The sequence below is a fragment of the Kitasatospora sp. NPDC048540 genome, assembly GCF_040651175.1.
In the GTDB taxonomy this organism is placed as follows: Bacteria; Actinomycetota; Actinomycetes; order Streptomycetales; family Streptomycetaceae; genus Kitasatospora.
In genome coordinates, this window is sequence record NZ_JBEZIR010000032.1 from 31,682 (window position 1) to 58,027 (window position 26,346).

The 26,346-nt window shown below is 76.3% G+C and carries 20 protein-coding genes; 10 read left to right on the plus strand and 10 right to left on the minus strand.

The features are described 5' to 3' along the window. Positions 1–1,664: hypothetical protein (locus AB0D08_RS15490; RefSeq protein ID WP_359889074.1), on the minus strand; the 1,664-nt coding region annotated here is incomplete at its 3' end. Positions 1,665–1,851: 187 nt separating this feature from the next. Continuing rightward, positions 1,852–3,297: a lipase maturation factor family protein gene (locus tag AB0D08_RS15495; protein ID WP_051812475.1), complete on the minus strand. Its 1,446-nt coding sequence runs from the start codon at positions 3,295–3,297 to the stop codon at positions 1,852–1,854. A 239-nt stretch (positions 3,298–3,536) separates the two neighbouring features. On the opposite strand from AB0D08_RS15495, the gene AB0D08_RS15500 reads away from it, so the two are divergent. Both AB0D08_RS15500 and AB0D08_RS15505 read left to right on the plus strand, forming a co-directional pair. Further along, entirely contained in the window at positions 3,537–4,493 is a 957-nt protein-coding gene (locus AB0D08_RS15500; RefSeq protein WP_359889076.1) for an EamA family transporter, read from the plus strand. Positions 4,494–4,729: 236 nt separating this feature from the next. Continuing rightward, positions 4,730–5,812, plus strand: coding sequence for a substrate-binding domain-containing protein (locus tag AB0D08_RS15505; RefSeq protein ID WP_033820591.1), 1,083 nt, complete (start codon positions 4,730–4,732; stop codon positions 5,810–5,812). Between the two features lie 80 nt (positions 5,813–5,892). Here AB0D08_RS15505 and AB0D08_RS15510 read toward each other — a convergent pair whose 3' ends face one another. Continuing rightward, positions 5,893–6,846 carry a DMT family transporter gene (locus AB0D08_RS15510; RefSeq protein WP_082526537.1) on the minus strand — a complete coding sequence of 318 codons (954 nt, stop codon included), beginning with the start codon at positions 6,844–6,846 and terminating at the stop codon, positions 5,893–5,895. Here AB0D08_RS15510 and AB0D08_RS15515 point away from each other — a divergent pair. Then, positions 6,845–8,296 carry a PLP-dependent aminotransferase family protein gene (locus AB0D08_RS15515; protein WP_359889080.1) on the plus strand — a complete coding sequence of 484 codons (1,452 nt, stop codon included), beginning with the start codon at positions 6,845–6,847 and terminating at the stop codon, positions 8,294–8,296. The two genes, AB0D08_RS15510 and AB0D08_RS15515, sit on opposite strands and share 2 nt — an antisense overlap. Before the next feature lie 64 nt (positions 8,297–8,360). On the opposite strand, the gene AB0D08_RS15520 is transcribed toward AB0D08_RS15515, so the two are convergent. The 5 genes from AB0D08_RS15520 to AB0D08_RS15540 form a co-directional block, all read right to left on the minus strand. Then, entirely contained in the window at positions 8,361–10,271 is a 1,911-nt protein-coding gene (locus AB0D08_RS15520) for a hypothetical protein (protein ID WP_359889082.1), read from the minus strand. Then, positions 10,268–14,641, minus strand: coding sequence for a DUF5682 family protein (locus AB0D08_RS15525; protein ID WP_359889130.1), 4,374 nt, complete (start codon positions 14,639–14,641; stop codon positions 10,268–10,270). The genes AB0D08_RS15520 and AB0D08_RS15525 overlap by 4 nt, the downstream gene beginning before the upstream one ends. A gap of 14 nt (positions 14,642–14,655) precedes the next feature. Beyond that, complete coding sequence (locus tag AB0D08_RS15530; protein ID WP_033818124.1) at positions 14,656–15,510, minus strand: DUF4132 domain-containing protein; 855 nt, start codon at positions 15,508–15,510, stop codon at positions 14,656–14,658. A gap of 166 nt (positions 15,511–15,676) precedes the next feature. Then, complete coding sequence (locus AB0D08_RS15535; protein WP_359889085.1) at positions 15,677–16,534, minus strand: EamA family transporter; 858 nt, start codon at positions 16,532–16,534, stop codon at positions 15,677–15,679. Between the two features lie 124 nt (positions 16,535–16,658). Further along, complete coding sequence (locus tag AB0D08_RS15540) at positions 16,659–16,868, minus strand: EF-hand domain-containing protein (RefSeq protein ID WP_033818122.1); 210 nt, start codon at positions 16,866–16,868, stop codon at positions 16,659–16,661. Positions 16,869–16,994: 126 nt separating this feature from the next. Here AB0D08_RS15540 and AB0D08_RS15545 point away from each other — a divergent pair, with 126 nt between their 5' ends. The 5 genes from AB0D08_RS15545 (at position 16,995) to AB0D08_RS15565 (ending at position 23,243) form a co-directional block, all read left to right on the plus strand. Continuing rightward, entirely contained in the window at positions 16,995–17,858 is an 864-nt protein-coding gene (locus tag AB0D08_RS15545) for a DNA-formamidopyrimidine glycosylase family protein (protein ID WP_359889088.1), read from the plus strand. Between the two features lie 64 nt (positions 17,859–17,922). Next, complete coding sequence (locus tag AB0D08_RS15550) at positions 17,923–18,858, plus strand: 1-phosphofructokinase family hexose kinase (RefSeq protein ID WP_359889091.1); 936 nt, start codon at positions 17,923–17,925, stop codon at positions 18,856–18,858. A gap of 39 nt (positions 18,859–18,897) precedes the next feature. Continuing rightward, positions 18,898–20,406: an NAD(P)/FAD-dependent oxidoreductase gene (locus tag AB0D08_RS15555; protein ID WP_359889094.1), complete on the plus strand. Its 1,509-nt coding sequence runs from the start codon at positions 18,898–18,900 to the stop codon at positions 20,404–20,406. A gap of 112 nt (positions 20,407–20,518) precedes the next feature. Continuing rightward, positions 20,519–21,916: a hypothetical protein gene (locus AB0D08_RS15560; protein ID WP_359889096.1), complete on the plus strand. Its 1,398-nt coding sequence runs from the start codon at positions 20,519–20,521 to the stop codon at positions 21,914–21,916. A gap of 106 nt (positions 21,917–22,022) precedes the next feature. After that, the gene (locus AB0D08_RS15565) at positions 22,023–23,243 is read left to right on the plus strand and encodes a serine hydrolase domain-containing protein (protein WP_359889099.1); all 1,221 of its coding nucleotides are present in this window, start codon (positions 22,023–22,025) and stop codon (positions 23,241–23,243) included. A gap of 60 nt (positions 23,244–23,303) precedes the next feature. Here the strand turns inward: AB0D08_RS15565 and AB0D08_RS15570 are convergent, their stop codons facing one another. After that, complete coding sequence (locus AB0D08_RS15570; protein ID WP_033823790.1) at positions 23,304–24,050, minus strand: SUMF1/EgtB/PvdO family nonheme iron enzyme; 747 nt, start codon at positions 24,048–24,050, stop codon at positions 23,304–23,306. Positions 24,051–24,131: 81 nt separating this feature from the next. Here AB0D08_RS15570 and AB0D08_RS15575 point away from each other — a divergent pair, with 81 nt between their 5' ends. After that, complete coding sequence (locus AB0D08_RS15575; protein WP_359889133.1) at positions 24,132–24,527, plus strand: GNAT family N-acetyltransferase; 396 nt, start codon at positions 24,132–24,134, stop codon at positions 24,525–24,527. 109 nt (positions 24,528–24,636) lie between these two features. Continuing rightward, positions 24,637–25,575 (plus strand): ROK family protein, encoded by a 939-nt coding sequence (locus tag AB0D08_RS15580; protein ID WP_359889102.1) that lies wholly within the window; start codon positions 24,637–24,639, stop codon positions 25,573–25,575. A gap of 71 nt (positions 25,576–25,646) precedes the next feature. Here the strand turns inward: AB0D08_RS15580 and AB0D08_RS15585 are convergent, their stop codons facing one another. Beyond that, positions 25,647–26,312 (minus strand): GNAT family N-acetyltransferase, encoded by a 666-nt coding sequence (locus tag AB0D08_RS15585; protein WP_359889104.1) that lies wholly within the window; start codon positions 26,310–26,312, stop codon positions 25,647–25,649. Positions 26,313–26,346 lie beyond the last annotated feature (34 nt).

The following is a 26,346-nucleotide window of genomic DNA, read 5'->3' on the forward strand; positions in this document are numbered from 1 at the left end:
ACCTCGGCGACCGGCTCAGCCTCGACAGCGGCCTCAACGACCTCGGCCTCGACCTCCGCGACCGGCTCAACCTCGGCTACCGGCTCGACCTCGGCGACCGGCTCAGCCTCGACAGCGGCCTCAACGACCTCGGCCTCGACCTCCGCGACCGGCTCAACCTCGGCTACCGGCTCGACCTCGGCAACGGGCTCAGCTTCGACCTCGGCCTTGACGGCCGGCGCTGCAGCCTCCTCAACGGGCTCAACCTCGGTGGTCTCGGCAACCACCTCAACCTCGGTCTCGGCGGCGGCCTCAACGACCTCGATCTCAACCTCCGCAACGGGCTCAGCCTCAACCTCGACGACCGGCGCAGCCTCCGCGACCGGCTCGGCCTCCACCTCGGCGGCAACCTCGACCTCGGTCTCGACAGCGGCCTCAACAACCTCGGCCTCGACCTCCGCAACGGGCTCGGCCTCGGCCTCGACGACCGGCGCAGCCTCCGCGACAGGCTCGACCTCGGTGGCCTCGGCCACCGGCTCGGCCTCCACCTCGGCGGCAACCTCAACCTCAGTCTCGACAGCGGCCTCAACGACCTCGGCCTCGACCTCGGCCACCGGCTCGGCCTCGGCCTCGACCTCGACGACCGGCGCAGCGTCAACCGCGGCCTCGACGGCCTCGGCGTCAGCGTCGACCTCGACCTCCGCCACGGCCTCCGCCGCCGCGTCCTCGCCGTCCCGCGGCCCCGCCGCGAGTGCCTGCCGGGCGGTCTGCTCGTCGGTGCCGACGTGGCGGTCGTAGGCGGCGAGCGCCGCCTCGCGGTCGGCCTGGCGCTCGGTGAGCTCGGTGAGCAGGGGCTCCAGGTCGTCCGCGGCCAGCTCCTCGCGGAGGGCGCGGAGGGCGGGCAGGCGGTAGAGGGTGCCCTCGTCGGCGGCCAGGCGGTCGACGAGGTCGGCGAGTTCACCGAGCGGCAGGGCCGGCAGGTCGCGCTCGGGCAGCAGGCGGCCGAGCGCGCGGACGGCGGTGCCGAGGGATTCGACGGCCTGCGCGGTCTCGGTGATCAGGGTGCCGCCGACCGGCACGACCGGCTTGGCGGTGGCCTCGTCCTCGGACAGGGCCGCCCAGTCGGTGCGGACCGCGGAGGCGGCCAGCAGCGCGGCGTGCAGGTCGGTACGGCTGGTGCGGCCGCCGACGGTGAGGCCCTTGGCCTTGGACCGCAGCGACCAGCGGCGTCCGAGCGGCAGGCTGATGCCCTGCTGCTTGCGCCAACGGCCGTCCGCGGTGGCTGCGGTGAGCTGGTCCAGGTCGGCGTCGTAGGCGTCGGCGCTGAGGGTGCCCGAGGTGCGCTGGACCCGCTGGAAGAGGTCGAGCAGCAGGTCGAGGCCGTTCAGGGTCTCGGGGATGTTCAGTCCGGCCTTGGTGGCGAGTCCGGTGACCGCCGCGCCGACGGCGCGGATGTCTCCGTTGCGCAGCTCGGCCAGCACCGTGGAGGCGGCGCGGGCCTCCTCCGGTCCGGCGACGTGGTCTGCGGCCTCGATCCAGGGGTTGGTGTCGGTGGTCAGGGTGAAGCCACCCTGCTCGGCGTACCGACCGAGCTCCTCACGGGTGCTCCGGCGGCCTTCGCCGTCGGGGGTCTCCGCTGGGGCCGGCACCGTGGCGTCGGCGTCGTTCAGAAAGCGCACTGTCATGGCTGGTCCGGTTCTGGCGGGGGGCTGGCGGGGAACGTTCGGCGGTGTCGGGGCGTCGCGAGCAGCCCGGCTCGCGCGGCGCGGGAGGCCAGGATACGGGTGAGCGTTCGAGGCACGCACGCACCGGGGCCCTTATAACTCCCCGCGCCGCCGGGCGCCACCCGGACACCGGTCGTGCCGGGCGGGTTCACCGGTGCCGCCGGGGCAGCAGGTGGGCCACGTCGTGACGGCTCACCGGGCGGAGGTAGTCGCGGACCGGGGTGCGGTGCCACCAGTCCCCGGTGGCCCGGCGTTCGCTCCATGAGGTGAACCGGTAGCGGTAGAGCCGTGCCCGGACGAAGGTGGGCGGCGCGCCGGGGAACGGGTTGTGGCGCAGGAGGGCGAGGGTGTCGCGGTCGTTGACCAGGAGTCTGGCCACGAAGGAGTCGAACCAGGGCCCGGCGTAGGAGGGTGAGATCGCGGCGAACCACATCAGCCAGTCGAGCCGCAGGTGGTACGGCGCGAACTGACGGGGCGTCCTGCCGGGTTCGGTGGGCTTGCCCTTGAAGCCGTACTCGCGCCAGCCGGTGGCGTGGGTGACGACGGGCTCGTCGGTTCCTTCGAGCACGACCTCGTGGCGCAGTCGGCCCACCGTGCCGAACGCGCCGTACGCGTTGACCAGGTGGAGGCGGTTGTAGGAGCGGTTCATCTGCTGGTGGCGCGAGAACAGGTTGCGGGCGGGCCAGTAGCTGAGGGCGGCGATCAGCACGGTCAGGGCGATCACCAGTGCTTCGTACCAGTGCGGTCCGGCCCGGTGGCCGGGGGCGGCGGGCAGTGGGAGGTGGCGGGCGTCGACGGCGGACAGGGCGAGGGCGATGGTGAGCCAGTTCAGCCAGGCGAAGTTGCCGGAGAGCACCAGCCAGAGCTGGGTGGCGGTGATCAGGGCGCCGGCGATGCTCGCGACCGGCTGGGGCAGGAAGAGGCCGAACGGGACGGCCAGCTGGACCACGTGGTTGGCGGCCGCCTCGACGCGGTGCAGCGGCCGGGGCAGGTGGTGGAAGAACCAGCTGAGCGGGCCCGGCATCGGCTGGGTCTCGTGGTGGTAGTAGAGGCAGGTGAGGTCGCGCCAGCAGCGGTCGCCGCGCCATTTGATCAGTCCGGCGCCGAACTCGACCCGGAACAGCAGCCAGCGCAGCAGCCACATGCCGAGGACCGGCGGCGCGGTGTCGTCGTTGCCGAGGAAGACGGCCAGGAAGCCGGTCTCCAGCAGCAGGGACTCCCAGCCGAAGGCGTACCAGGTCTGGCCGACGTTGACGATGGAGAGGTAGAGCACCCACGGGACCGCCCAGAGCAGCATCGCGGCCCAGAGCGGCAGCAGGTCGTCGGCGCCGGCGAGCAGGGCGGCGGTGAGCGCGGCGCCGGTCCAGCAGACGGCTGCGAAGGCCCGGTCCGAGTAGTGCAGGTGGAACAGTCCGGGGGCTCGGCGGGCGGGGACGCGGGCGGTGAAGCGGGGCACCGGGAGCATGCCGTGTTCGCCGATCAGGGCGCGGAACTGGGCGACGGCGGTGAGGAAGGCGGTCAGGTAGACGGCGGCCAGCAGCCGCTGGAAGACCTCCCGGGCGAACCAGTACTCGGGTGCCGCGAACCAGTCCACCCGCACCTCACCTCGGATCGGCCCCGCCGGGACGGCTCCCATCCGTACCACCCGCTCACGCCGTCGCGGCGGGCGGGCGCACCCCGGCCGGGCGGCGTTCATCCGGTCGGCGCACCGGGCCGGCCGCGCCGGGGCCGCGGGAGCGGGCGAGCCGGGGTGGGGGCTGCGTGTACGTCCGGCCGTGGATGTGGTCTCATACCCGCGCAAGGACCCAACAGGACCAAACTCGGGAGTCGCACATGTCATCCTCGGTTCCGCAGCGGCCGGCGGAGACCCTCGCCCCCGGGTCGACCGCCGCCGCCACGGTCGGGCCGCCCAGGATCGGCGGGGCGGTGTGGGCGGCGCTCGGCATCGTGTACGTGGTGTGGGGCTCCACCTACCTGGCCATCCGGGTGGTGGTGGAGACCATGCCGCCGCTCCTCTCGGCCAGTGCCAGGTTCTCCGCCGCGGCGCCGCTGCTGGCGCTGCTGCTGGTCTGGCGACAGGGCGTGGGCGCGCTGCGGGTGACCCGGCGCCAGCTCGGTTCGGCGGTGCTGGTCGGCCTGCTGCTGCTGGTCGGCGGCAACGGGCTGGTGGTCCTGGCGGAGCGCTCGGTGCCGTCCGGGATGGCCGCGCTGCTGGTGGCGAGCGTGCCGCTGTGGGTGGTGGTGCTGAACCTGGCCGGCGGCCGCCGGCCGGCGGTGGCGACGCTGGCCGGGGTGCTGCTCGGGCTGGCCGGCCTGGTGGTGCTGACCTCGCCGGGGCTGAGCGGCCAGGTGAGGCTCGGTGGCCTGCTGTCGGTGGTGCTGGGGGCGCTGATCTGGGCCTTCGGCTCGTTCCTGGCGGGCCGGCTGGAGATGCCGGCCAATGCGATGGCGGCCAGCGTGTACGAGATGGCGGCCGCCGGCCTCGGCGCCGGGCTGCTCGCGGTGGTGCGGCACGAACCGCAGTACTTCGACCCGGCGGCCGTCTCCGGCCGCTCCTGGGCCGCCCTGGCCTACCTGGTCGTCTTCGGTTCGCTGATCGCCTTCACGGCGTACGCCTGGCTGCTCCAGCGCGCGCCGCTGTCGCTGGTGGCGACCTACGCGTACGTCAATCCGGTGGTGGCCGTGCTGCTGGGGTGGCTGGTCCTGGCCGAGCCGCTGACCTGGCCGGTCCTGCTGGGCGGCGCGATCGTGGTGAGCGGGGTCTTCCTGGTGGTCCGGGCCGAGCGGTAGCGGGCCCGGCTCCCCTCCGGGAGGGGGGAGTTGGGCACCTGCCTTGAAGGCTTGACCTATCCGAATTCGGGGGCCCGACGTCTCCGCAGGTCACAAGGGAAGATCATTCAAGAATGTAACGACTTGGTCGACATTGTAAGTGGGATGCTTTAATTATTGACGTCACATCGGGGTGCCAGCTTGACTCCCCTTCACTCGCCGCAGGCTGCGGCGCTGTCAGGGAGGCACCACCCACCATGAACGCAATGACGCGTCGCCTGCTCGTCGGCACGGCCGCTGTGTCGATGACGCTGTCGCTCGCCGCCTGCGGCTCGAGCGGCTCCACGCCGTCCGCCGGCGCCAACAAGACCATCGGTCTCCTGCTGCCCGAGCGCGCCTCGTCGACCCGTTACGACACCTTCGACAAGCCGCTGATCGAGTCCTCGATCAGCGGCCTGTGCACCAAGTGCACCGTCGACTACGCCAACGCCGACGGCGACGAGGGCACCCAGAAGCAGCAGTTCGACGACATGCTGGCGCGGGGCGTCAAGGTCATCCTGCTGGACGCGGTCAACGCCAAGATCACCGCACCCTGGGTCGACGCGGCCGCCAAGAAGGGCGCCAAGGTCATCGCGTACGACCGCCTGGCCTCGGGCAACGTCGCCGCGTACGTCTCCTTCGACAACAAGCGCACCGGCGAGCTCCAGGGCCAGGCCCTGGTCGAGGCGCTGGGCAACAAGGCCGCCAACGCGCAGGTCGTCATGGTCAACGGCGCGGAGAGCGACCCGAACGCGGCCGACTTCAAGGCCGGCGCGCACAAGTCGCTCGACGGCAAGGTCAAGGGCATCGTCTACGAGCAGTCCGGCGAGTGGAAGCCCGAGGTGGCGGCCGCCAAGATGACCGAGGCCATCGGAAAGCTCGGCAAGAACGGCTTCCAGGCCGTCTACTCCGCCAACGACGGCATGGCGGCGTCGATCATCGAGACCCTGAAGAAGGCCGGCCTCGAGAACATCCCGGTCGGCGGCCAGGACGCCTCCCTGGACGCCATCCAGCGGGTGCTCACCGGCGAGCAGGCCTACACGATCTTCAAGCCGTACGCACCGGAGACCGACGCCGCCGCCAACATCGCGGTCTACCTGGTCAAGGGCCTGGACGTGACCACCGTCGCCACCGCCATGACCGACAGCAACGGCGCGCAGATCCCGTCGATGCTGCTCAGCCCGATCGTGGTCACCAAGCCCCGGATCAACGACACGGTGATCGCCGGCGGCCTCTACACCGCCGCCCAGATCTGCGACCCCGCGCACGCGGCGGCCTGCAAGGCCGCCGGGATCCAGTAACCGTCCCGCCCGGCCGCCACCACCGGCCACCACCACCGGCCACCCGCTGTCCGGGTCCGCGGCCGACGCCCCCGAGCGCGTCAGCCGCGGACCCGCTGGGTGACCGCGATGCAGCCCAGCACGGCCAGCGCCGCCACCGGCGCGGCCGGGGACGGCTGCTCCCCCAGCACCAGCACGGCCCAGCCCAGCGTCAGCAGCGGCTGGGCCAGCTGGAGCTGACTGGCCCTGGGCACCCCGATCGACGCCATACCCCGGTACCAGAGCACGAACGCGCCGAACTGGGACACCCACGCCAGGTAGAGCAGACCGGCCACGGCCTTCGGCCCGGCGTGCACCGGTTCCGCCGCCAGCGCGAACGCCGTCACCGGCACGGTCACCGGCAGCGCCGCCAGCACCCCCCAGGCGATCACCTGCCAACCGGGCATCCGCCGCGCCAGTCGGCCGCCCTCGGCGTACCCCGCCGCACACACCAGCAGCGCCGCGAAGAGCAGCGCATCGGCCAGGCCGAGCCCGCCGTGGCTCTGCGTCAGGGTGAAGGCCAGGACCGCCGCCGCGCCCGCCAGCGCCGCCCACCAGAAGGCCCGGGCCGGACGGGCGCCGCTGCGCAGCACGGCGAAGACGGCGGTGGCCAGCGGCAGCAGGCCGATCACCACGGCGGAGTGGGTGGCCGAGGAGAGCTCCAGGGCGAGCGTGGTGAGCAGCGGGAACCCGACCACGCACCCGGCCGCGACCACCAGCAGTCCGGCCCGGTCCTCCCGGCGGGGCAGCGGCGCCTTGGCGGCCAGCAGGCAGCCTGCGGCGACCACGGCCGCCAGCACCCCGCGCAGACCGGTCGCGGTCCAGGGGCCGAAGCCGTGCAGCGCCCAGACGGTCGCCGGGAAGCTGAAGGAGAAGGAGAGGACGGCGGTCGCGGCGAGCACGGTACCGCCGACCGCAGTACCGCCGACGGCAGTACCGCCGAGCGTGGTACCACCCGCCGCAGTACCGCGGACCGCTATCGTCATCGGACTGGTAGCGCTATCTTGTGCTGTCATGAACGAGCGTAGCAGCGGCGCGGAGCTGGCCGCCATCCTCCGCGGCGAGCTCAACCGCTACTCACCCGGCGAGAAGCTGCCGTCCAGCCGGGCCCTGATGGTGCGCCACCAGGTGAGCCCCGTGACGGTCTCCCGGGCCATCGCCGAGCTGGCCGCCCAGGGGCTGGTGGTCACCCGGCCCGGCGCCGGGGTGTTCCGTGCCGAGGCCGCACCTGGCGCCGCCCCCGGCGGATCCGGAGGTACGGCGCCGCCCGACACCTCCTGGCAGGAGGTCGCGCTCAGCGCGGAGGCCGGGGTGCCGCCGAGCCGCAGCGCAGACGCCTCCGGGGTACTGGCCGCGCTCGCCCTCGCACCGCCCGAAGTGGTCGACCTCAACAGCGGCTACCTGCACCCCGTGCTGCAACCCGAACGCGCGCTCGCCGCCGCCCTCGCACGGGCCGGCCGCCGGCCCGGCGCCTGGGGCCGACCGCCGATCGACGGCCTGCCCGAGCTGCGGGCCTGGTTCGCCCGCGACATCGGCGGCGCCCTCACCGCGTCCGACGTCCTGATCACCGCCGGCGGCCAGAGCGCCCTGACCACGGCCCTGCGCTCGCTGGCCGCACCGGGGGCGCCCGTCCTGGTGGAGTCGCCGACCTACCCGGGCACGGTGGCCGTCGCCCGCGCCGCCGGTCTGCGGCCGGTCCCGGTACCGGTGGACGCGGACGGCCTGCGGACCGACCTGCTCGCCGACGCCTTCGCCGCCACCCGGGCCCGGGTCCTGGTCTGCCAGCCGCTGTTCCAGAACCCGACCGGCGCCGTACTGTCCGCGGCCCGCCGGCCCGAGGTCCTGCGGATCGCCCGCGCGGCCGGCGCGTTCGTGGTGGAGGACGACTTCGCCCGGCGGCTGGTGCACGCCGACGCCCCCGCCCTGCCGGTCCCGCTCGCCGCCGAGGACCCCGACGGCGTGGTCGTGCACATCAGGTCGCTGACCAAGCCGACCTCGCCGAGCCTGCGGGTCGGCGCGATCACCGCCCGCGGACCGGCCTACCAGCGGCTGCGCGCCGTCCAGGCGATGGACAGCTTCTTCGTCCCCCGGCCGCTCCAGGAGACCACCCTGGAACTGGTCGCCTCCCCCGCCTGGTCCCACCACCTGCGCACCCTGGCGGGCGCCCTGCACGACCGCCGGCAGACCCTCGCCGTCGCCCTGCGGCAGTGGCTGCCCGACCTGCTGCCCGACCGGCTCCCGTACGGCGGCTACCACCTGTGGCTGCGGCTGCCCGACGGCCGGGACGACGGCGCGCTGGCCGCCGCCGCGCTGCGGGCGGGCGTCGCCGTCACCCCCGGCCGCGGGTACTTCACCGCCGAGGCGCCCGGGCCGCACCTGCGGCTCAGCTACGCCTGCGCGGACAGCCCCGAGCGGCTCACCGAGGGCGTACGGCGTCTGCACCGGGCCTACGGGGAGCCGCTCTGACGGGACGACCGACGACGGCCCGCGCGGCGGCGGCCGTGGGCGGGCCGAGCGGCGGCGGCGTGGGTCAGCCGGTCCGCCAGGCATCCGCGCACAGGGCGGTGGCCAGCTCCTCCCGGTAGCAGGACGCGGCGAGCCAGGCCAGGGCGAACGCCAGCGGGTCCCCCTCGCGGAGACGGCCGAAGACGTCGCGTTCGCGGTCGGCGGCGGCCGCGCACAGCGCCGTCAGCAGGTCCGCGGCGGTACCGAGGCCCGCCGCGCGCAGCCGGGCCGCCTCCGGCACGGCCGGGCCCGGGGCGAGCGCACGGCGGCCGGCCGTGACGGCCTGCTCCAGACGCCGGCCCAGCACCTCCACCGGAGGCTCCGGGACGGCACCGGCGGACGGCCGCGGCGCCGGCTCCACGAGCTCCGGGGCCGAAAGCTCCGGGACCGACGGCAGGTCGGCCTGCTGGAGCCGTTCCAGACCCAGGCCGACCCGGCCCGCGCGGGCGTCCGGCAGCCGCAGCCCCGCCGGGCCCGGCACCTGACCGGCCGCCAGCAGCCGCAGCCTCGGGTGGGCGGCCCGCTCCAGCCGGCCGATCACCCGCAGCCGCAGTCCCGGTACCGAGGCCAGCAGGGCCTGGTTGTCGCGGCACGGCAGCGCCGGGTGAGCGGCGGCCGGTGCCAGGGCCAGCGTCAGGCCGGCGCATTCGGCCAGCACCTCACCGGGCACCGGACCGGCCCCGACCACCGTGACGTCCAGGAACAGCAGGTCCGCACCGGCCGGCCGGTCCTCCTCGGGCAGCCGGCCGGCGGCCAGCGCCCGGTCGGCCTGGGACGCCACCGGCTCGGACCAGAGCGCCGCCGACGGCTGCTCCTGCCAGTCGGCACCGGCCGCGCGGACGGCCCGCACCTTCGCCCCCGCGCCCAGCCGGCCCGACTCAGTCCGGGTCGCCGACTGCACCACCAGCCCCGCCCGGGAGAACTCACGGTGGCTCAGCGAAGCGTCCCCCAGCCGCAACGGACGCGACCCGGCCGTCAGCGCCGCCTCGGCGGCGGCGTCGGCACCCGAGTGCGGGGTGACGTCGGAGACGGTGCTGAGCCGCCCGGCCGGGTCCACCGCCCAGGCCACCACGCCCGCATGGGTCGCGGTCAGCACCGGCTCGGCGAACAGCCCGTACAGGCGCAGCCCGCCGCCTTCCCGGTAGGTCTGCCGGGCCGTACCGCGCAACCCGGCGGCGGGCGCCGGGCCGAGCAGCGCGGTGGTTACCTCCAACAGGTCCCGCAGGACCGCCGCCAGATCGCCGAGCCGGTGCTCGGCCTGCCGGGCCCGGGCCGCCCGCAGCCGGGTGACCAGCGCGACGGCGAGCGCGGCCGGCCGGTGCAGACCGAGCAACCGCGCCTGGTGGGCCACCCGCAGCACCTCGGCCTGCAGAACGCCGCCCGCGCCACCGATCCCGGCGGCGAGCACCTCGGCGGCGGCCGCCCGCAGCTGCCGCACCGCGTCGGCCTCACGCGCGGCCAGCGGCGCGGGGGCGGCCGGAGGCGCGGGGGCGGGTTCCGGCGGCGCGGGGGCGGGTTCCCCGGGCGCGGCCGGGTCGGCGGGCGCGGCGGGCTCCCCCGCTTCCCCCGATTCCCCTGGCTCCCCCGGCGGCTCCGGGTCACCGGGGGAACCCGGGTCAGCGGGCTCCGCGAGGTCGGCCGCGCTGACGGCGGCGGCCCGGTGCAGGCAGCCGGGCGCCAGCAGACAGCCGCAGCGGACGTCGGCCGCCGAGGCGACCACGCCGCCGGGCGCGTGCAGGACCAGCTCGCTCTCCTCGTCGATCCTGATCCGCCAGTCGTCGCCGTCCCGGACGGCGGTCAGGCCGTCCAGCTTGGCGACCGCCCCGTCCAGCCGCTTGCGCAGCCTGGGCGTCAGCCCGCCCACGACGTCGGCGACCACCTCCGCCCGTACGGCGGGCAGGGTGCCGGCTCCGGTCACCGTTCCAGTCCCGGTCATGCGATCTTCTCCCCCACCCAGCGGGCCAGTTCCAACGGGCTCAGTGCGGCCACGGGCATCCCGGCGGCGACCAGTTGCCCGGCCACGGCCTTGGAGTAGCGGGCCCGGCCGGTGTCGTCCAGGGCCGCGCAGCCGAGCAGGTGGCAGCCCTCGCCGACCAGCGCCCGGGTCTGCGCGAGCAGTCCGCCGACGGGGTGGCCCTCCTCGAAGTCGCTGATCACCGCGATCAGCGTGCGGGACGGCACCGTGACCAGCTCCCGCGCGTACGCCAGCCCGGCCGCGATGTGCGTGCCACCGCCGACCCGGACCTCCAGCAGCAGCCCGAGCGGGTCCGCCACCCGGCCGCTGAGGTCGGCCACCTCGGTGGAGAAGGCCACGAAGTGCGTCGTCAGGGACGGGACGCCCGCCAGGATCGCGGCCGTCATGGCGGCCCAGATGGTGGAGGGCTCCATCGAGCCGGAGACGTCCACCACCAGGATCAGCCGCCAGTCGGCGGACCTGGCGGCCCGGCTGCGGAACACCGGCCGCTCGGGTACGACCAGGGTGCCGCCGTCCGGCCCCGGGCGGGCGGTCGTCAGGTTGGCACGGATCGTCCGGTCCAGGTCGAGCACGCCGCCGGGACGGCGGCTCGGCCGCGGAACGGTGAGACCGGTCAGCGCCGGACGCAAGGTCTGCGCCAGCTCCCGGGTCAGCTCCTCCACCAGCCGCCGCACCAGCGGCCGCAGGGCCGCCAACCTGGACTCGGACAGGCCGCCCGCGTGCTCCAGCACGGTCCGCAGCAGGTCCACGGAGGGGCGGACGGCCGCCGGGTCGAGGCTCGCCAGCACGTCGGAGCGCCCATGCGCGGCAGCTGCCGCCAGCACCTCCTCACGGATGCCGGGGCCGAACAGCGCCGCCAGTTCCTCGGACCACTCCCGAACGCCCGGGTACGGGGCCTCGCGGCCGCCGCGGCCGCCCGGCCCGAGATCGAGCCCGGCGCCCTCACCGCGGCCGTGGCCGTACAACTCGTCCAGCGCGGTGGCGAGCCGGCCGGCCGGGCCCGACGGCCGGCGGCTCCCGGGGCGGCCGAGCAGCAGCCGCCAGCGGTCGGCGGCGGCCAGCCGGTGCGAGGGTCCGGCGGGCACGTCGTCCGGCGCCGGAGCCTGCACCCGGGGGCCGCCCGCACCCGGAGCGCCACTCCCGCCGACGGGCGGACAGTCTGCGGGCGGGAGGTCGGCGGGCCGGAGGTCGGCGGTGGGCAGCAGTCCCTTGGCGGCCAGCGCCTGCCGGGCGGCCAGGTCGGCCCGGGCCCAGGCGCCGAGCACGGCGGGCGGGCGGGCGGCGGGGAGGGTGTCGACGTGCTCGCCGAGCTGCTCCTCGACCAGCGTCAGCAGCCGGTCCCGGGCGGCCGGGCTCAGGGCGTCGAATCCGCCGCGCAGGGCCGGCAGTCGGTCCAGGAAGGCGGTGTCGGGCAGCGCGGCCACCCGCTCCAGCAGCGGGGCGAGGGCGTCGGGCGCGCTGTCGAGCAGGCCCTCGGCGGCGGTCAGCAGACCGGTGAGCGCGCGGACCAGGGTGTGCCGGCGGTCGGCGTCGGTGGCGCCGTCCACCCAGGAGGCGACCCGGCCGCCGAGTTCACCGGCGGGCCGCTCGCCCAGCAGCACCAGGACGGCCCCCGCGGCGCCCCGGACCAGCGGCGAACCCCGGTCGGCCAGCTCCCGCAGGGTGTGGCCGAGCCGCAGACCGCCCTCGCCGTGGGCGCGGCGGGCGAACTCCAGCAGCGCATGGGCGTCCGCCGGGTCGTCGGATCCGGCCAGACCGTCGAGCCGGGCGACCGCGGCCGTGGTGAGCAGGGCCGCGGTCGGCGCGGCGGCATCCGGGCGCGCCGGGCCGGTGGCCTCGGTCGGGAAGTGACCGGCCGCCAGCCGGTCCACCAGGGCCAGGCCGGCCAGCAGTTCGGGCAGGCTGCCGGTGGCGGGCAGCACCTCGGCCAGCTGGTCCAGCCGCACCGCGGTGAGCGCGGCCAGCCCGCAGCCCGCCGCGTCGGCGAGGCCGTCGATCACCTGACGGGCGGTCGGCCCGTCCGCTGCACGCTCCCGGCGCAGCCGCTCCCCGAGGGTGCCCTCGGCGGCCTGCGCGGCCGTCACCCCCCGGCTCCCGGCGACCGCCAGCATGGCCTGGACCGCCGGGGTCCAGCGCACCCGCCACCGGCTGCCGATCGCCTCGGTGCCGCCCGCGCCGCCGGTGGCCACGCGCTCCCCGTACGGGACGCCGCAGACCTCGAGGCGGCTCAGCAGCAGGGCGCGGCGGGCGTCCAGCGGGCTGCGCAGCGGGTCGAGCCGCAGATCGCGCGGGGCCGCGTCGGCGCTGTCCGCGGGCCCGGGCAGGCCGAGTTCGGCGAGCTGGGCCTCGACGGCCGGGCCGAGCCCGCCGCGCGGGGCGGCGGGGGTCGGACGGCCGGTGCGGGTGCCGACCAGGACCTGTTCCAGGGCGCGCGCCACCGCCCGGCCGCGGCCGAGCGGCTCGCCCTGGGCGAGCACCGTACGGACGGCTTCGGCGAGTTCACCGCGGCCGGGGGCGGGCAGCCCGCGCAGCCTGGCGAGGTCGCCGGCCAGCCGGACGATCTCCCGGGCGTCCGCCGGACCGGCCGGGTGGCCCTCGGCACGCAGGCGCTCGCAGATCCGTACGGCCGTGCCGATCACGGCCTCCGCGAGGCTGTCCGGGTCGCCGCCTGCGGCGAGCACGGTGTGCTGCCACTCGGGGTCGCGGATACCAGCCGGGTAGCCGGAACGGGAGTCGAGCAGCGGGTAGGTGTAGGGGATCAGCGAGACCACGTGGGAGCCGGGCGCCACCTCGGGCGCCTCCCCGGGCACCGGCCCGCTGGGCGCCGCCCGGCCGGAGCCCGACAGGGCGGGGTGGGAGGGCCCGGTCGGCGCGAGGTCCGGCCGCCCCGCCGTCGGGGTCCGCCCGGCCGCCGGCCCGCTGTGCGTCGGGTGACCATCGCCGGGCGCCCCAGGGCCAGGACCGTACTCGGGCCCGGGCCCGTAGTGAGGCTCGGGCTGCAGCAGTGCGGGGGCGTGGAAGGCGCCGACCACGGCGGCGACCCGGCGACCGTCGGCGCCCGCCTGCCGGATCCGCTCGCGCATCCACTCCTCCCGGCGCAGGTCCACCGGGTCGACACCGCCGGAACGCTCGGCGTCCGCCCGCAGCGCCCAGCCGACCAGCAGCGCTGCTCGGCGCACCGCCTCCGGTGTGCTGCCGGGGGCGGGCGCCTCGACCAGGCGGGTCTGCCAGCCGCGGTTGAGGTGGGCGGTCCAGCGCTCCAGCCAGCGGGCGGCCGGTTCGTCGAGCCGTACCCGCGGGTCCGTCAGCAGTTCCTCGGCGCCGCTCTCGGCCAGCAGGTGCAGCCAGACCTCGTCGAACGCGTGGTCGGCGGCGGCGGGCAGGATCTCCAGCAGCCGCAGCCGGACGGTCTCCTCGCGCCGGGCCAGCCCGGTCAGCGCGGACCGGGAGGCCTTCCAGAACGCGCCCGGCGCGCGGCCGATCGCCGGCGCGGCGATCAGCTCGGCGAGCAGCGACTGCTCCTCCTGCGCCTGGTCCAGCCCGGCCGCCCTGATCAGCGTGCGGGCGTCCTCGGCCAGGCCCGCGTACGGTGCCATCCCGGCGGCCGACCGCTCGGCGCACAGCCGGCGGAAGCGCTGCCACGCCGTCGGACCGCCGAGCCGGGCCGCCAGGTCCTTGACGTACTGGCGCAGCGCCTTGACGGTCAGCGCGCCGGCCAGCGCGAACTCCAGGAAGACCGCGCGCAGCCGCTCCTCGTCGATCTCCAGGCCGAAGGTGCGTTCCGCCTCGCGGGCGCGGCCGAACCACGTCCCGGCGTACGCCTGGTTGCCTTGGGCCAGGAAGATCCGGGCGACCTGCTCGCAGTACGTCGGCAGGAAGTGCGGCACGGCCCGCCCGAGGCGGTCGGCCAGCTCCTCGAAACCCTCCTTGGCGGCCTTCGGCTTGGCGGCCACCTGCCGGGACGGCCGCTCCATCTCCTTGACCACGGCCAGCGCGTGGTGACCGTTGGCCGGGTCGTTGACCAGGGCCCACGCGGGGAAGCCGAGCGCCTCCCGCCGGACCTGCCCCACCTCGACGGGCGGCGCGTCGGCGGTCAGGCCGAGGAACTCCAGTGCCGCGTCCTCGGCGCCGCCGAGCAGCCCCGGGACCAGCCGGACCACCAGGCGGTCGTCCAGCACCGGATGGCGGTAGCCACGGGCCGTCAGGACGTCCGCGGCGCTGTCGGGGCCGCCGGTGCCGGACACCGTGCCGAGGGGTAGTACGGCGCCCGCGTCGAGCAGCCGCCGACCGTCCTGGGCGGTGTCCTGATCCTGATCCTGATCCTGATCCATCGTCCGCTCGGCGCTCATGCCGACTCCTCCCCCTCGACCGTGCGGCCGGCGTGCAGCGCGGCGGCCATCCGCATCCCCTCCGACCAGGCCACCGGCCCGACCTCCCGCAACGGCACCTGACGGCCGTCCGGACCGGCCCAGCTCAACGGGCCCGTCTCGCACTCGTCGTACTCGTAGTAGTCCCCCACCCAGACCCGGGCCTCCAGCAGCCGGCCGCCCTCCACCACCGACACCACGGCGGACCCGCCGCGGACCCGGTACCCCAGCCGCGCACAGCGGCCGACCAGCTCGCGCAACTCCCCGTACCGGGCGCCCGCGTACGTGTCGCACTCGACGGCCTTCGCGGCCGGGCCGGCCGGACGCGGCCACACCTCGCGGTGCAGCTGCTGCACCCGCTGGGCGACACCGAGCTCCACCGCGAACTCCCGCAGGTCCGCCAGGTCCTCCAGCAGCGCCGGATGCGGGATCAGCACCTCGGCGCCGGACAGCCGGACGGTGTCGCCGTCCAGGTCCACCACGCCGACGCCGCGGTCCCGGTCGGCGCCGCGCAGGAAGCCGGCCGTGCCGCCCTGCGCGTCGGTGACCACCAGATCGCGCAGCACCGACTGCCAGGCGGGGTCCGGCCAGACGGCCGCGAGCACGGCGGCGGGCACCGGCAGCGAACGGATCATCCACCGCTCGACCGTGCGCAGGCACTCCTCCTCGTGGCCCTCCAGCCACTCGGCGAGCCGCCGCAGACGGCTCAGCGCGGGATCGTCCTTGAGCTTCCCCGGCACCGATTTCAGCTGCCGCCCGGCCGCGTTGCGGCACACGACCTTCCGGTCGGAGTCAAGGGCGATCTCGTAGTCGCCCGCTGTAACCCACCCCACGGCGCTGCCTCCCAGCTGCGGTTTCCTCCGGCTGGCACAGAACGTAACGACCCGCACTGACAATCGACCGGGGAGGCCGGGACGTGCCCCCGGCTCCCCCGAAGGCGACCCGCCGCACCGCCGACGCAGAGGGGGCCGGGACTGCGCCTTACGCCCCCGGGCGGGGTCAGCCGTGGGTGAGTTCGAGGACCGCGATGCCGGCGAGGACGGTGGCGCTGGCGGCCAGGCGGATGCGGCCGAGGCCTTCGTGGAGGACGAGTGCGCCGATGATCGCGGCGATCACGATGCTGGTCTCGCGCAGGGCCGCGATGGTGGCGAGGTCGCTGCCGGGCTGGGCCTGGGCCCAGACGACCAGGCCGTAGGCGGTGAGGGACATCAGACCGCCCGCCAGGCCGCTGCGCCAGCCGGTGCGGAGCTGGCCGGCCAGGGCGCGTCCCCGCAGGGCGGTGGCGACGGCCAGCATCGCCGCGCCCTGGGTGAGGAACATCCACGCGATGTACCCGGACGGGGCGCCGGAGGCTCGGACGCCGGTGCCGTCGACGACGGTGTAGCCGGCGATCATCACACCGGTGCCGACCGCGGCGGCCAGTGCGGGGAGCTGGGCACGGCCGGGGAGGCCGCCCGCGAGGGCGAGTCCGGCCAGGCCGAGCGAGATGACGAGCACGCCGGCGAGTCTGGCCGCGGGCAGGCCCGGGCCGAGCACGGTGGCGGCGAGCAGCGCGACCACCAGCGGCGAGGTGCCGCGGGCGATCGGGTACATCTGGCCGAAGTCGCCGAGCCGGTAGGCCTGGAGCAGCAGCAGCTGGTAGCCGACCTGGAGGGCGGCGGAGGCGGCGATGTACGGCCAGGCGGCCGGGTCCGGCACGGGGGTGAGGCAGGCGAGCGCCGCGCCGCAGCCCAGGAAGGCGGTGTTCATCAGGGCGAACCCGGCCAGTTTGTCCCGGACCCCGTGGGCGAGCGCGTTCCACACGGCGTGCAGGACGGCGGAGGCGAGCACCACGAGCGGGACGGTCTGAGCGGGCACGCCGCTCCTTCCGGGTGAGGGGAAGGCAAGGGGTCGGGAAGCCGGGGGCGGAAGGCCGGGGGTCGGGAGGGCGGCGGTGCGGGCCCCGGTGCCGTGGCCGGTGCCGGGGCCGCGCCGCGCGTCGTCAGCGAGCCTGGATCGCCCAGAACTCGTCGAAGGACAGCAGGCCGTCCCGGCTGGTGTCGGCGTCGCTGATGAGCGCCTGGGCCTTGGGCACGGTGATGTAGGGGTCGCCCATCTCCGCCATGACCTTGGAGTACTCCTCCGGGGAGATGTGTCCGTCACCGTCGATGTCGAACCGGGCGAAGACCGCCTTGGCCGTGTCGATGTCCATCTGGCTGTCCTCCACTTGAGTGTCACTGTGACGGCGGTACCCTACCCGGCCGCCCCCGGGTGTCCGATACGTCCCCCCCCCGGGGCCGCGGTGGCCGCCGGTCCGGTGGCGGGCGAGACTGGCGGTGTGCCGGAGCTGCCCGAAGTCCAAGCCCTGGCCGAGCGCATGACCGCGGACTGCGCCGGCCGCACCCTCACCCGGATGGACGTCCTCTCGGTGCAGGTGCTGAAGACCTTCGACCCGCCCGCCCACGCGCTGCACGGACAGGCCGTCACCGGCGTGGGGCGGCACGGCAAGTTCCTCGACCTGGCGACGGCGGACGGTCTGCACCTGGTGCTGCACCTGGCCCGGGCGGGCTGGATCCGGCACCGCGGGTCGTTCCCGGACCGCCCGCCGTCCCGGCGCGGGCCGCTCGCGCTGCGGCTGGTGCTGGACGACGGTTCGGGCTTCGAGGTGACCGAGCAGGGCACCACCAAGCGGCTGGCCGCGTACGTGGTGACGGATCCGCTGGCCGTGCCGGGGGTGGCCCGGCTGGGGGTGGATCCGCTGGGCGGGGAGTTCACGGCCGAGGTGCTGGCCGGGCTGACCTCGGGCGTCCGCAAGCGGCTGAAGACGCTGCTGACCGATCAGGCGGTGCTGGCCGGCATCGGCAACGCGTACTCGGACGAGATCCTGCACGCGGCCAGGCTGTCCCCGTACGCGCTGGCCGCCTCGCTGGACGGGGAGCAGCTGGGCCGGCTGTACGCGGGGATCCGGGAGGTGCTGAGCGGGGCGCTGGAGCGGGCGCGGACGGTGGCGGGGGCGGACGGGCTGAAGGCGGAGAAGAAGGCGGGCCTCGCCGTGCACGGGCGGGCCGGGGAGCGCTGCCCGCGCTGCGGGGACACCGTGCGGTCCGTCAACTTCGCCGACTCCTCGCTGCAGTACTGCCCGACCTGCCAGACCGGCGGGCGGATGCTGGCCGACCGGAGGCTGTCGCGACTTCTCAAGTAGGTGATTGAATGTGCGCGAAACCGCCCTGCATCGCGCATGAAACGTCACTGGGGAGCCAGCAGTCGTGATCCTGATCGTCACGCCCAACCCTGCCCTCGACCTCACCTACACCGTCCCCGCGCTCCGGCCCCACACCAGCCACCGGGTGTCGGAGGTCGCCGCCCAGGCCGGCGGCAAGGGCGTGAACGTCGCCCGGGTGCTGACCGCGCTCGGCCGCGCCACGCTCACCGTGCTGCCGCTCGGCGGACCGACCGGCACGGCCGTCGGGGACGGGCTGACGGCGGCCGGGATCCCGTTCGCGGCGGTACCGGTCGCCGACGGAACCCGGCGGACCGTCGCCGTGGTCGACCCGGTGGACGCCACCCTGCTGAACGAACCCGGCCCCCGGATCACCGGCGCCGAGTGGACGGCGCTGCGCCGCGAGGTGGACACCCGGCTGTCAGCGGCCGGTGTCCTGGTGCTGTCCGGCAGCCTGCCGCCCGGGATGCCCGAGGACGCCTACGCCGACCTGGTCGCCCTCGCCCGGCGGCACGGCGTACCGACCGTCCTGGACGCCGACGGCCCCGCGCTGACCGCCGCCCTGGCCGCCGGGCCGACCGTGGTCAAGCCCAACGCCGCCGAGCTGCGGGCGGCCACCGGCCTGGCCGACGTCCCCGCCGCGGCGGCCGGGCTGCGGGCCCGCGGCGCCCGTACCGTGGTCGCCTCGCTCGGCCCGGGCGGGCTGTACGCGCTCTCCGAGGAGGGCGCCTGGCAGTGCGCCCCGCCCGTCGTCGTCACCGGCAACCCGACCGGCGCGGGCGACTCCGCGGTGGCCGCCATCGCCGCCGGACTGCTCGGCGGCGCCGGCTGGCCCGCGATGCTCCCCGACGCGGTCGCGCTGTCCGCCGCCACCGTCCTCGCGCCGTCCGCGGGACGGTTCGACCTCGCGGCCTACCGCCGTTTCCGCGCCACCGCGACGGCGCACGCCGCCCCCGTCCCGGCGACGGTCCGTCAGACCTGAGACAGTGGGCCCGACATCATGATCACGGAGGTGGCGGGCATGATCGGTGACCGGTCCAACGGCGAGGTCGACGCCGTCGTGGTGGGGTCCGGCCCGAACGGCCTGGCGGCGGCGCTGGTCCTGGCCGGCGCCGGACTTCGGGTCGAGGTGCACGAGGCCGCCGACACCGCCGGAGGCGGCGCCCGGACCGCCGAGACCACCCTGCCGGGCTTCCGGCACGACCTGTGCTCGGTGGCCCACCCGATGGCGCTCGCCTCACCGTTCTTCCGCGCCTTCGGACTGGCCCGCCGGGTCGAGCTGCTCCAGCCCGAGATCGCGTACGCCCAGCCCCTGGACGACGGCCCCGCCGGCCTGGCCTGGCGCGACCTGGACCGCACCGCGGCCGGCCTCGGCCGGGACGGCGCCGCCTGGCGGGCCCTGTTCGGACCGCTGGTCGAACGCTGGCAGGGGCTGGTCGACACGGTCCTGGCGGACGGGCGCCGACCGCCCGCCGACCCGCTCACCGCCCTGCGCCTGGCCCTGCGGACCGCCGAGCTCGGCACCCCCGCCTGGTCGGCGCGGCTGCGCGGCGGGACCGCCCGGGCGCTGCTCGCCGGGGTCGCCGCCCACGCCGTGCGCCCGCCGCGCGAACTCGCCCCCGCCGGGGCCGCCCTGCTGCTGGGCACCCTCGCGCACGCCGTCGGCTGGCCCGTCCCGCGCGGCGGCAGCCAGGCCGTGACGGACGCGATGACCGCCGAACTCACCCGGCGCGGCGGACGGATCGTCACCGGCCACCCGGTCGGCGCCCTCACCGACCTCCCGCTCGCCCGCGCCGTCCTGCTGGACACCTCCCCCGCCGGCCTGCTGCGGATCGCCGGACGCCGGCTGCCCGACCGCTACGCCCGCAGGCTGCGCGGCTACCGCTACGGCGCGGGCGTCTGCCGGGTCGACTTCGCGCTGGCCGGCCCGGTCCCCTGGCGCGACCCCGACTGCGCCCGGGCCGGCACCCTGCACCTGTCCGGCACCAGGGCCCAGACCCTCGCCGCCGAACGCGAGATCGCCGCCGGCCGGCACGCCGAGCACCCCTACGTGCTGACCGTCCAGCCCGGCGTGGTCGACGACAGCCGCGCCCCCGCCGGACACCACACCCTGTACAGCTACGCCCACGTGCCGCACGGGTCGACGGCCGACCTCGCCGGGACGGTGACCGCCCAGGTGGAGCGCTTCGCGCCCGGCTTCCGCGACCTGGTGCTCGCCCACCGCACCACCACCGCCGCCGACCTGGCCACCCACAACGCCAACTACGTCGGCGGCGACGTCGGCGCGGGCGCCATGACGCTGCGCCAGACCCTGCTGCGCCCGGTGCCCGCGCTGGACCCGTACGCGACACCGCTGCCCGGCCTGTACCTGTGCTCGGCCGCCGCCCCGCCGGGCCCCGGAGTGCACGGGATGTCCGGACTGCACGCGGCCGGGCGGGCACTGCGGCAGGTCTTCGGCATCACCACCGCGCCGCTGGAGCTGGCCGCGGGCCGGGACCTCGGCGGGCGGCGGAACGACATCCCCGGGTAAAGACTCGGCAAAGCAGCGGGACGTCCGGGGGCACACGGTGCTCCTGCACAGGCAACGGGCCTACGCCGGTCCCGCCGCCCCTGCCGAGCCCAGCCGCCCGAGGACAGCCGCCATGATCCGCCTGAACCGACCGTTGCTGCGCCCCGCCGACCGGCCGGGGCCCGCCGCCGTACCCGACCCCGACCTGCTCCGCGAGGCCGGCTACGGCCGGGACGCCGCCTACCAGCAGCTCGTCGAACGCCACCGGGCCGCCGTCCGCGGCTACCTCGGCACCTGCGTCGCGGACCCTCCGACGGCCGACCGGCTGACCGGACTCACCTTCACCCGGGCCGGGCAGACGGTCCGCCGGGGCGACCCCGGCGCCGGCCCGTGGCGGGTCCGGCTGCTCGCCACCGCCCGGACCGCCACCCTCCAGGAGTGGCGGCGGGAGCCGGACGCGGTCCCGCTCACCGAGGGGTTCCGCAGCTGGGCCGCGGCCGGCGGCGCCTGGCCGCTGGACGGGAGCGACCGGCTGACCGAGGCGTACCGGATCCTCCCCCTCCCCTGGCAGACCGTCCTGTGGCACGGCGTGGTGGAGCAGGAGGACCCGCGGGCCACCGCCCCGATCACCGGCCTCCACCCCGACCAGGTCGGTGACCTCACCGACCGGGCGCTCGCCGGACTCCGCAGCACCTTCACCGCCCTGCACCGCCGGGCGGTGGCCCACCGCCCGGCCTGCACGGCGGCCCTGACCGCGCTGCCCACGGGACCCGGTCGGCCCGCCCCCGACCCCGCCGGGGCCGCTCACCTGACGGACTGCCCGCTCTGCGGGGCCGCCGCACTGGACCTGGCCGACCTCCCCGGCCGGCTGCGCCGCCAGCTGCCCGAGCGGCTGCTCGGCTGGTGGGACGAGGCGGCCCGGCAGCGCGGGCGCGAGGAGGCCGCGGCGGCCGCGCCCGACGCGCAGGAGGGCCGGCCCGCGCCCGCCCGCCGGACCTTCCGGCTCCCGGACGCGCACCGGCGGTCGAAGACCGAGCTCGCCGCCGGGTCCGTCCTCGCGCTGGTGGCCGCGCTGGCCGCCGGGTTCGGCGGCCCACCGCCCGCGGCACCGGCGGCGGCCGGGCCGCCGCCGTCCGCCGCGGCACGCCTCCTCCCGTCACGGCCGGGGGTCACCACCCCCGCGACCACCCTGATCCCCGCCTCCGCCTTCGCCGCCGCGGAGGGCACCGCGCCGATCTCCGCGACCGGCCGGGCGCTGACCCCGGCCGGCTGGCTCCGGTTCGACAACGTGGACTTCGGCGCCACCCCGAAGACCTTCGTGAGGATCCGGTTCGACCCGCGCGGGGCGGAGTCCGCCGAGATCCTGGTACGGCTGGACGACCCCGGTACGCCACCGGTCGCCGCGGCCCGCCCCGCCGCGCCCGAGACCCGGCTGACCCGGGCGGTCACCGGGCTGCACAACGTCTACCTGTTCGCGCGCTGCCCGAGCGCCACGGCGTGCGCGGAGATCGAAGGGTTCTCGTTCCGCTGACCCCCCGCGTCCCCGCGCAGCCGGGTGACGTCCCGCGGCGCGCCGCATGACCCGCACCCGTAGCGGCGACACTCCCCGAGGTGACCACCTGAGGAGTGAGCGACGGATGAGTGATGTGAGCGACGGCGGGCTGTCGGAGGCGCGGCTCGCCCGGCTGCGCCAGGTGCTGGCCGGCTACGTGGAGCGCGGCGAGGTGCCCGGGCTGGTGGCGGTGGTGCAGCGGCGCGGACACGTGCACATCGAGGTGCACGGCACCCTGGCGGCCGGCGGCGGCGAACCGATGCGGCGCGACAGCATCTTCCGGATCTCCTCGATGACCAAACCGGTCACCGCCACCGCCGCGATGATCCTGGTCAAGGAGGGCCGGCTGCGGCTGGACGACCCGGTCGACGCCCTGCTGCCCGAACTCGCCGACCGCCGGGTGCTGCGCGCACTGGACGGCCCGGTCGAGGACACCGTGCCCGCCCTGCGGCCGATCACCCTGCGCGATCTGCTGACCTTCCGGCTCGGCTACGGCGCACTGATGGCCCCGCCGGGCACCTACCCCGTTCAGCAGGCGGTCGCCGACACCGGCCTGCACATCGGCCCGCCGGACCCGGCCAAGGACCCGGAGCCGGACGAGTGGCTGCGCAGGCTCGCCACCCTCCCGCTGTTCCACCAGCCCGGCGAGCGCTGGATGTACCACACCGGCGCGGAGGTGACCGGGGTCCTGGTCGCCCGCGCCGCCGGCCGGCCGCTGGAGGAGTTCATGCACGAGCGGATCTTCGAGCCGCTGGGCATGCGCGACACCTCCTTCAGCGTCCCCGCCGCCAAGCTCGACCGCTTCACCACCAGCTACCTGAGCAACCCCGCCGACGGCGCGCTGATCCCGTACGACCCTCCTGCGGACGGTAGTTGGAGCCGGCCACCGGCCTTCCCCGGCGGCGGCGCCGGGCTGGTGTCCACCGCCGACGACTACCTCGCCTTCAGCCGGATGCTGCTGGGCCTCGGCCGGTACGCCGGGCGCCGGGTACTGTCCCGGCCAGCCGTTGAACTGATGACGACCGACCAGCTGACCCCCGCCCAGAAGGACGCCTCCGGGCTGTTCCCCGGCCAGTTCGACGACTTCGGCTGGGGATTCGGGATGGGTGTCACCACCGTGCGCACCGACCTCGCCCGCTCGGTCGGCTCGTTCGGCTGGGACGGCGGCCTCGGCACCTGCTGGACCGCCGACCCGCGTGAGGAGCTGACCCTGCTGCTGCTCACCCAGCGTGCCTGGGCCAGCCCCGAACCGCCCGAGCTGGTCCGCGACTTCCGCACCCTCGCCTACCAGGCCATCGACGACTGAACGGCCCGCACCGGCACCCCGCCGGAGGCCGGTCGGCGCCGGTCGGTCACCGTGGATCGATCACCGCAGGTCGATCACCGCGCGGCCGAGGAAGTCCTCCTCGTCCAGGAGTTCGGCGAGGCCCGGGTCACGGAAGGCGGGCGCGAGCGGGAGCCAGGCCAGGAAGGATCCGTAGCCGCCGCAGGTGGCCTCGCCGCCGTCACCGCCGCACACGACGCCCGGCTCCGAGGTCAGCTCCGGCCGGTACGGGTCCCGGGCGATCCGCAGGCCGAAGGCGTTGGCCCGCAGGTGCGGACCGTCGGGCGCGCTGAACGGGTCCGCCGTCGCCGGATGCCCGTCGCCCCACCGGAACAGGGTGCGGGCGCCCGCCCCGCAGGCGTACTCCCACTCGTCGGGGGTGGGCAGCCGTACGCCGTCGTCCCACCCCCGCTCCCCGTCGGCCTCGGCCGGTTCGACGCTCATCAGGAAGGACGGCAGCAGCACCGAGCGCCGCGGGGCCAGCACCCGTGCCAGGTGGGCGGCGAGGTCGGCGGGGAAGCCGAACTCCTCGACGCTCCGCGCGTACGAGGCCGCCTGCTCGGCGGTCGGACGGAAGGCCGCCGGGTCGACCCCCAGCTCGGCCGGGCCGCCCGGCACCAGGGCGAACTCCCGCCCGCCCAGCCGGAACAGGGCCACCGGACCGGCCTCGGACCGTTCGAGGGTCCACTGCGGCGCCCCGACCCGGGCGGCCACCGCGGCCGCGTGCACCCGGGCCCGGTCGTCCGTCGCGGACCGCCAGCGGTCGAGCGTCATGGTGGTACTCGTCATGCGCGGGAGTCTGCCACCGGGGACCGACACCGCCCGCTCGCCCGCCCGGCACCGGCCCCTAGGCTGCCCGGCATGACTGATATGACGATCAGCTGTGCGTGGCGCGGACCGTTCACCGACGACGAGCTCAACCTGCTGCACGCCGAGGGCTTCGGCCATCCCGTGCTGGAGATCGGCTGGTCGGCGCGGCTGCACCGGCACAGCCTGGGCTGGGTCTGCGCCCGGCAGTCGGGCGACCTCGTCGGGTTCGTGAACGTGGCCTGGGACGGCGGGCTGCACGCCTTCCTGCTGGACACCGTGGTGGCCGGCGCCCGGCACCGTACGGGGGTGGGCCGGGAGCTGGTCGCGGCAGCCGTCGCGGGGGCCCGGGCGGCGGGGTGCGAGTGGCTGCACGTCGACTTCGAGGAGCGGCTGCGGCCGTTCTACGTCGAGGCCTGCGGCTTCGACCCGACCGAGGCGGGACTGGTCCGGCTCTGACCGCCGCGGGCCGCCGCCCGGCACCGGCCGGGGGCGCCCCGGGCGCGCCCGCGCGGTAGCCTGGCGGGCCGGTGGCCCGGGGCCGGGTCCGGTACGGAAGGTGGCGACGGTGGCGGGTGGCGAGGCGAAGCGGCTGGTGGCGGCCGTGGACGTCGGCGGGACGAAGATCGCGGCCGCGCTGGTGGACCAGGACGGCACGCTGACCGCCCGGATCCAGCGCCCGACCCCGGCGCGGGCCGCGGCCGGGGTGGTGCTGGACACCGTCCTGGGTCTGGTCGACGAGCTGGCGGCGGATCCCCGCTGGCCCGAGGTGGGCGCGGTCGGCATCGGCAGCGCCGGGCCGGTGGACGCCGCCGCGGGCACCGTCAGCCCGGTCAACATCCCCGCCTGGCGGGGCTTCCCGCTGACCGCCCGGGTAGCCGCGCACCGCGCGGTCGACGTGCCGGTCACCCTGATCGGTGACGGCGTCGCCATCGCCGAGGCCGAGTACTGGCAGGGCGCCGCCGCCGGTCACCGCAGCGCGCTGTGCATGGTGGTGTCGACCGGCGTCGGCGGCGGCCTGATCCTGGACGGCCGGGTGCACGCGGGGCCGACCGGCAACGCCGGGCACATCGGCCACATCAGCGTCGACCTGGACGGCGACCCCTGCCCGTGCGGCGGCGTCGGCTGCGTGGAGGGTCTGGCCAGCGGCACCGCCATCGCCCGGTACGCGCTGGCGCACGGCTGGCGGGCGCTGGGCGAGGACGCCACGGCGGCGGCGGTCGCCGAGGCAGCGAAGGGCGGGGACGAGGTGGCGCTGGCCGCCTTCGACCGGTCCGCGCGGGCGCTGGCCGCCGCGATCGCCGCGACGGCCACCCTGGTGGAGATCGAGGCGGTGGTGATCGGCGGCGGGGTGGCCCAGGCCGGCCCGGTGCTGTTCGACCCGCTCGCCCGGCACCTGGACACCTTCGCCGCGCTGCCGTTCGCCCGTGGCATCCGGGTCCACCGGGCCCGGCTGGGCACGGACGCGGGCCTGGTCGGCGCCGCGGCGGCCGCACTGCGCAGCTGACCGCCCCTCACGCCGTACCGGCCGGGCGGCCGTTCCCGACCCCGGCCCTCCCGACCCCGGCCCTCCCGGGCTCAGTCCGCGGCGGGCCCCGCGGCGGCCCGGTTGACGAAGCTCGCGAGCGGGGCGTGGGTGCGCCAGCCGAGCGTCTCGTACAGGGCGCGGCCCTCGGTGCTGCCGCCGAGCAGGCCGGTGCCGGCGCCCCGGTCGAGCGCCGCGTCGGCGAGGGCCCCCATCACCAGGCTGCCGAGGCCGCGCCGGCGGTGTCCGGCGGCGGTCTCGATCTGGTCGACCACCGAGACGCCGCCGACCGGCGCGCACTGTCCCCGGGCGGCGAGCGAGCCGTCGGCGGCGAGCACCCGGATCCGGGTGACCCCGGCCGTGGTGTCGCTGGTCAGGGTGTACCCGTCGGGGGTGCGGGGGGTGCCCCGGCGCAGCTCGGTGGCCATCAGGAAGCCGGGGGCGTCGTTGGTCCAGCCGGCACCGAGCCAGCCGGCCATCAGCTCCGGCTCGACGAACGCCTTGAGCCAGGTGCCGGGGGCGGTGACGGTGCCGGCGACCTTGCGGACGGTCACCTCGTCGGCGTCCGGCAGTACGTGGCGCACCACGTGGTCCGGCAGCCCGACGTCGACCCGCAGGCCCCACGGCTCCTCCACCGCCGACGGCGTGCCCCGCGACACCGTCCAGCCGGCCACCCAGGCACGGACCAGCTCCGGTACACCGGCGTGCTCCAGCTCCACCACGACACCCCCAGGTAATAGCCCAATCGACTGA

Coding starts and splice junctions, on each gene's coding strand:
- AB0D08_RS15500 (WP_359889076.1), top strand. CDS start 3,537: ATGTCATCCTCGGTTCCGCAGCGGCCGGCGGAGACCCTCGCCCCCGGG.
- AB0D08_RS15505 (WP_033820591.1), top strand. CDS start 4,730: ATGAACGCAATGACGCGTCGCCTGCTCGTCGGCACGGCCGCTGTGTCG.
- AB0D08_RS15515 (WP_359889080.1), top strand. CDS start 6,845: ATGAACGAGCGTAGCAGCGGCGCGGAGCTGGCCGCCATCCTCCGCGGC.
- AB0D08_RS15510 (WP_082526537.1), bottom strand. CDS start 6,846: ATGACAGCACAAGATAGCGCTACCAGTCCGATGACGATAGCGGTCCGC.
- AB0D08_RS15520 (WP_359889082.1), bottom strand. CDS start 10,271: ATGACCGGGACTGGAACGGTGACCGGAGCCGGCACCCTGCCCGCCGTA.
- AB0D08_RS15525 (WP_359889130.1), bottom strand. CDS start 14,641: ATGGATCAGGATCAGGATCAGGATCAGGACACCGCCCAGGACGGTCGG.
- AB0D08_RS15540 (WP_033818122.1), bottom strand. CDS start 16,868: ATGGACATCGACACGGCCAAGGCGGTCTTCGCCCGGTTCGACATCGAC.
- AB0D08_RS15555 (WP_359889094.1), top strand. CDS start 18,898: ATGATCGGTGACCGGTCCAACGGCGAGGTCGACGCCGTCGTGGTGGGG.
- AB0D08_RS15560 (WP_359889096.1), top strand. CDS start 20,519: ATGATCCGCCTGAACCGACCGTTGCTGCGCCCCGCCGACCGGCCGGGG.
- AB0D08_RS15565 (WP_359889099.1), top strand. CDS start 22,023: ATGAGTGATGTGAGCGACGGCGGGCTGTCGGAGGCGCGGCTCGCCCGG.
- AB0D08_RS15570 (WP_033823790.1), bottom strand. CDS start 24,050: ATGACGAGTACCACCATGACGCTCGACCGCTGGCGGTCCGCGACGGAC.
- AB0D08_RS15575 (WP_359889133.1), top strand. CDS start 24,132: ATGACGATCAGCTGTGCGTGGCGCGGACCGTTCACCGACGACGAGCTC.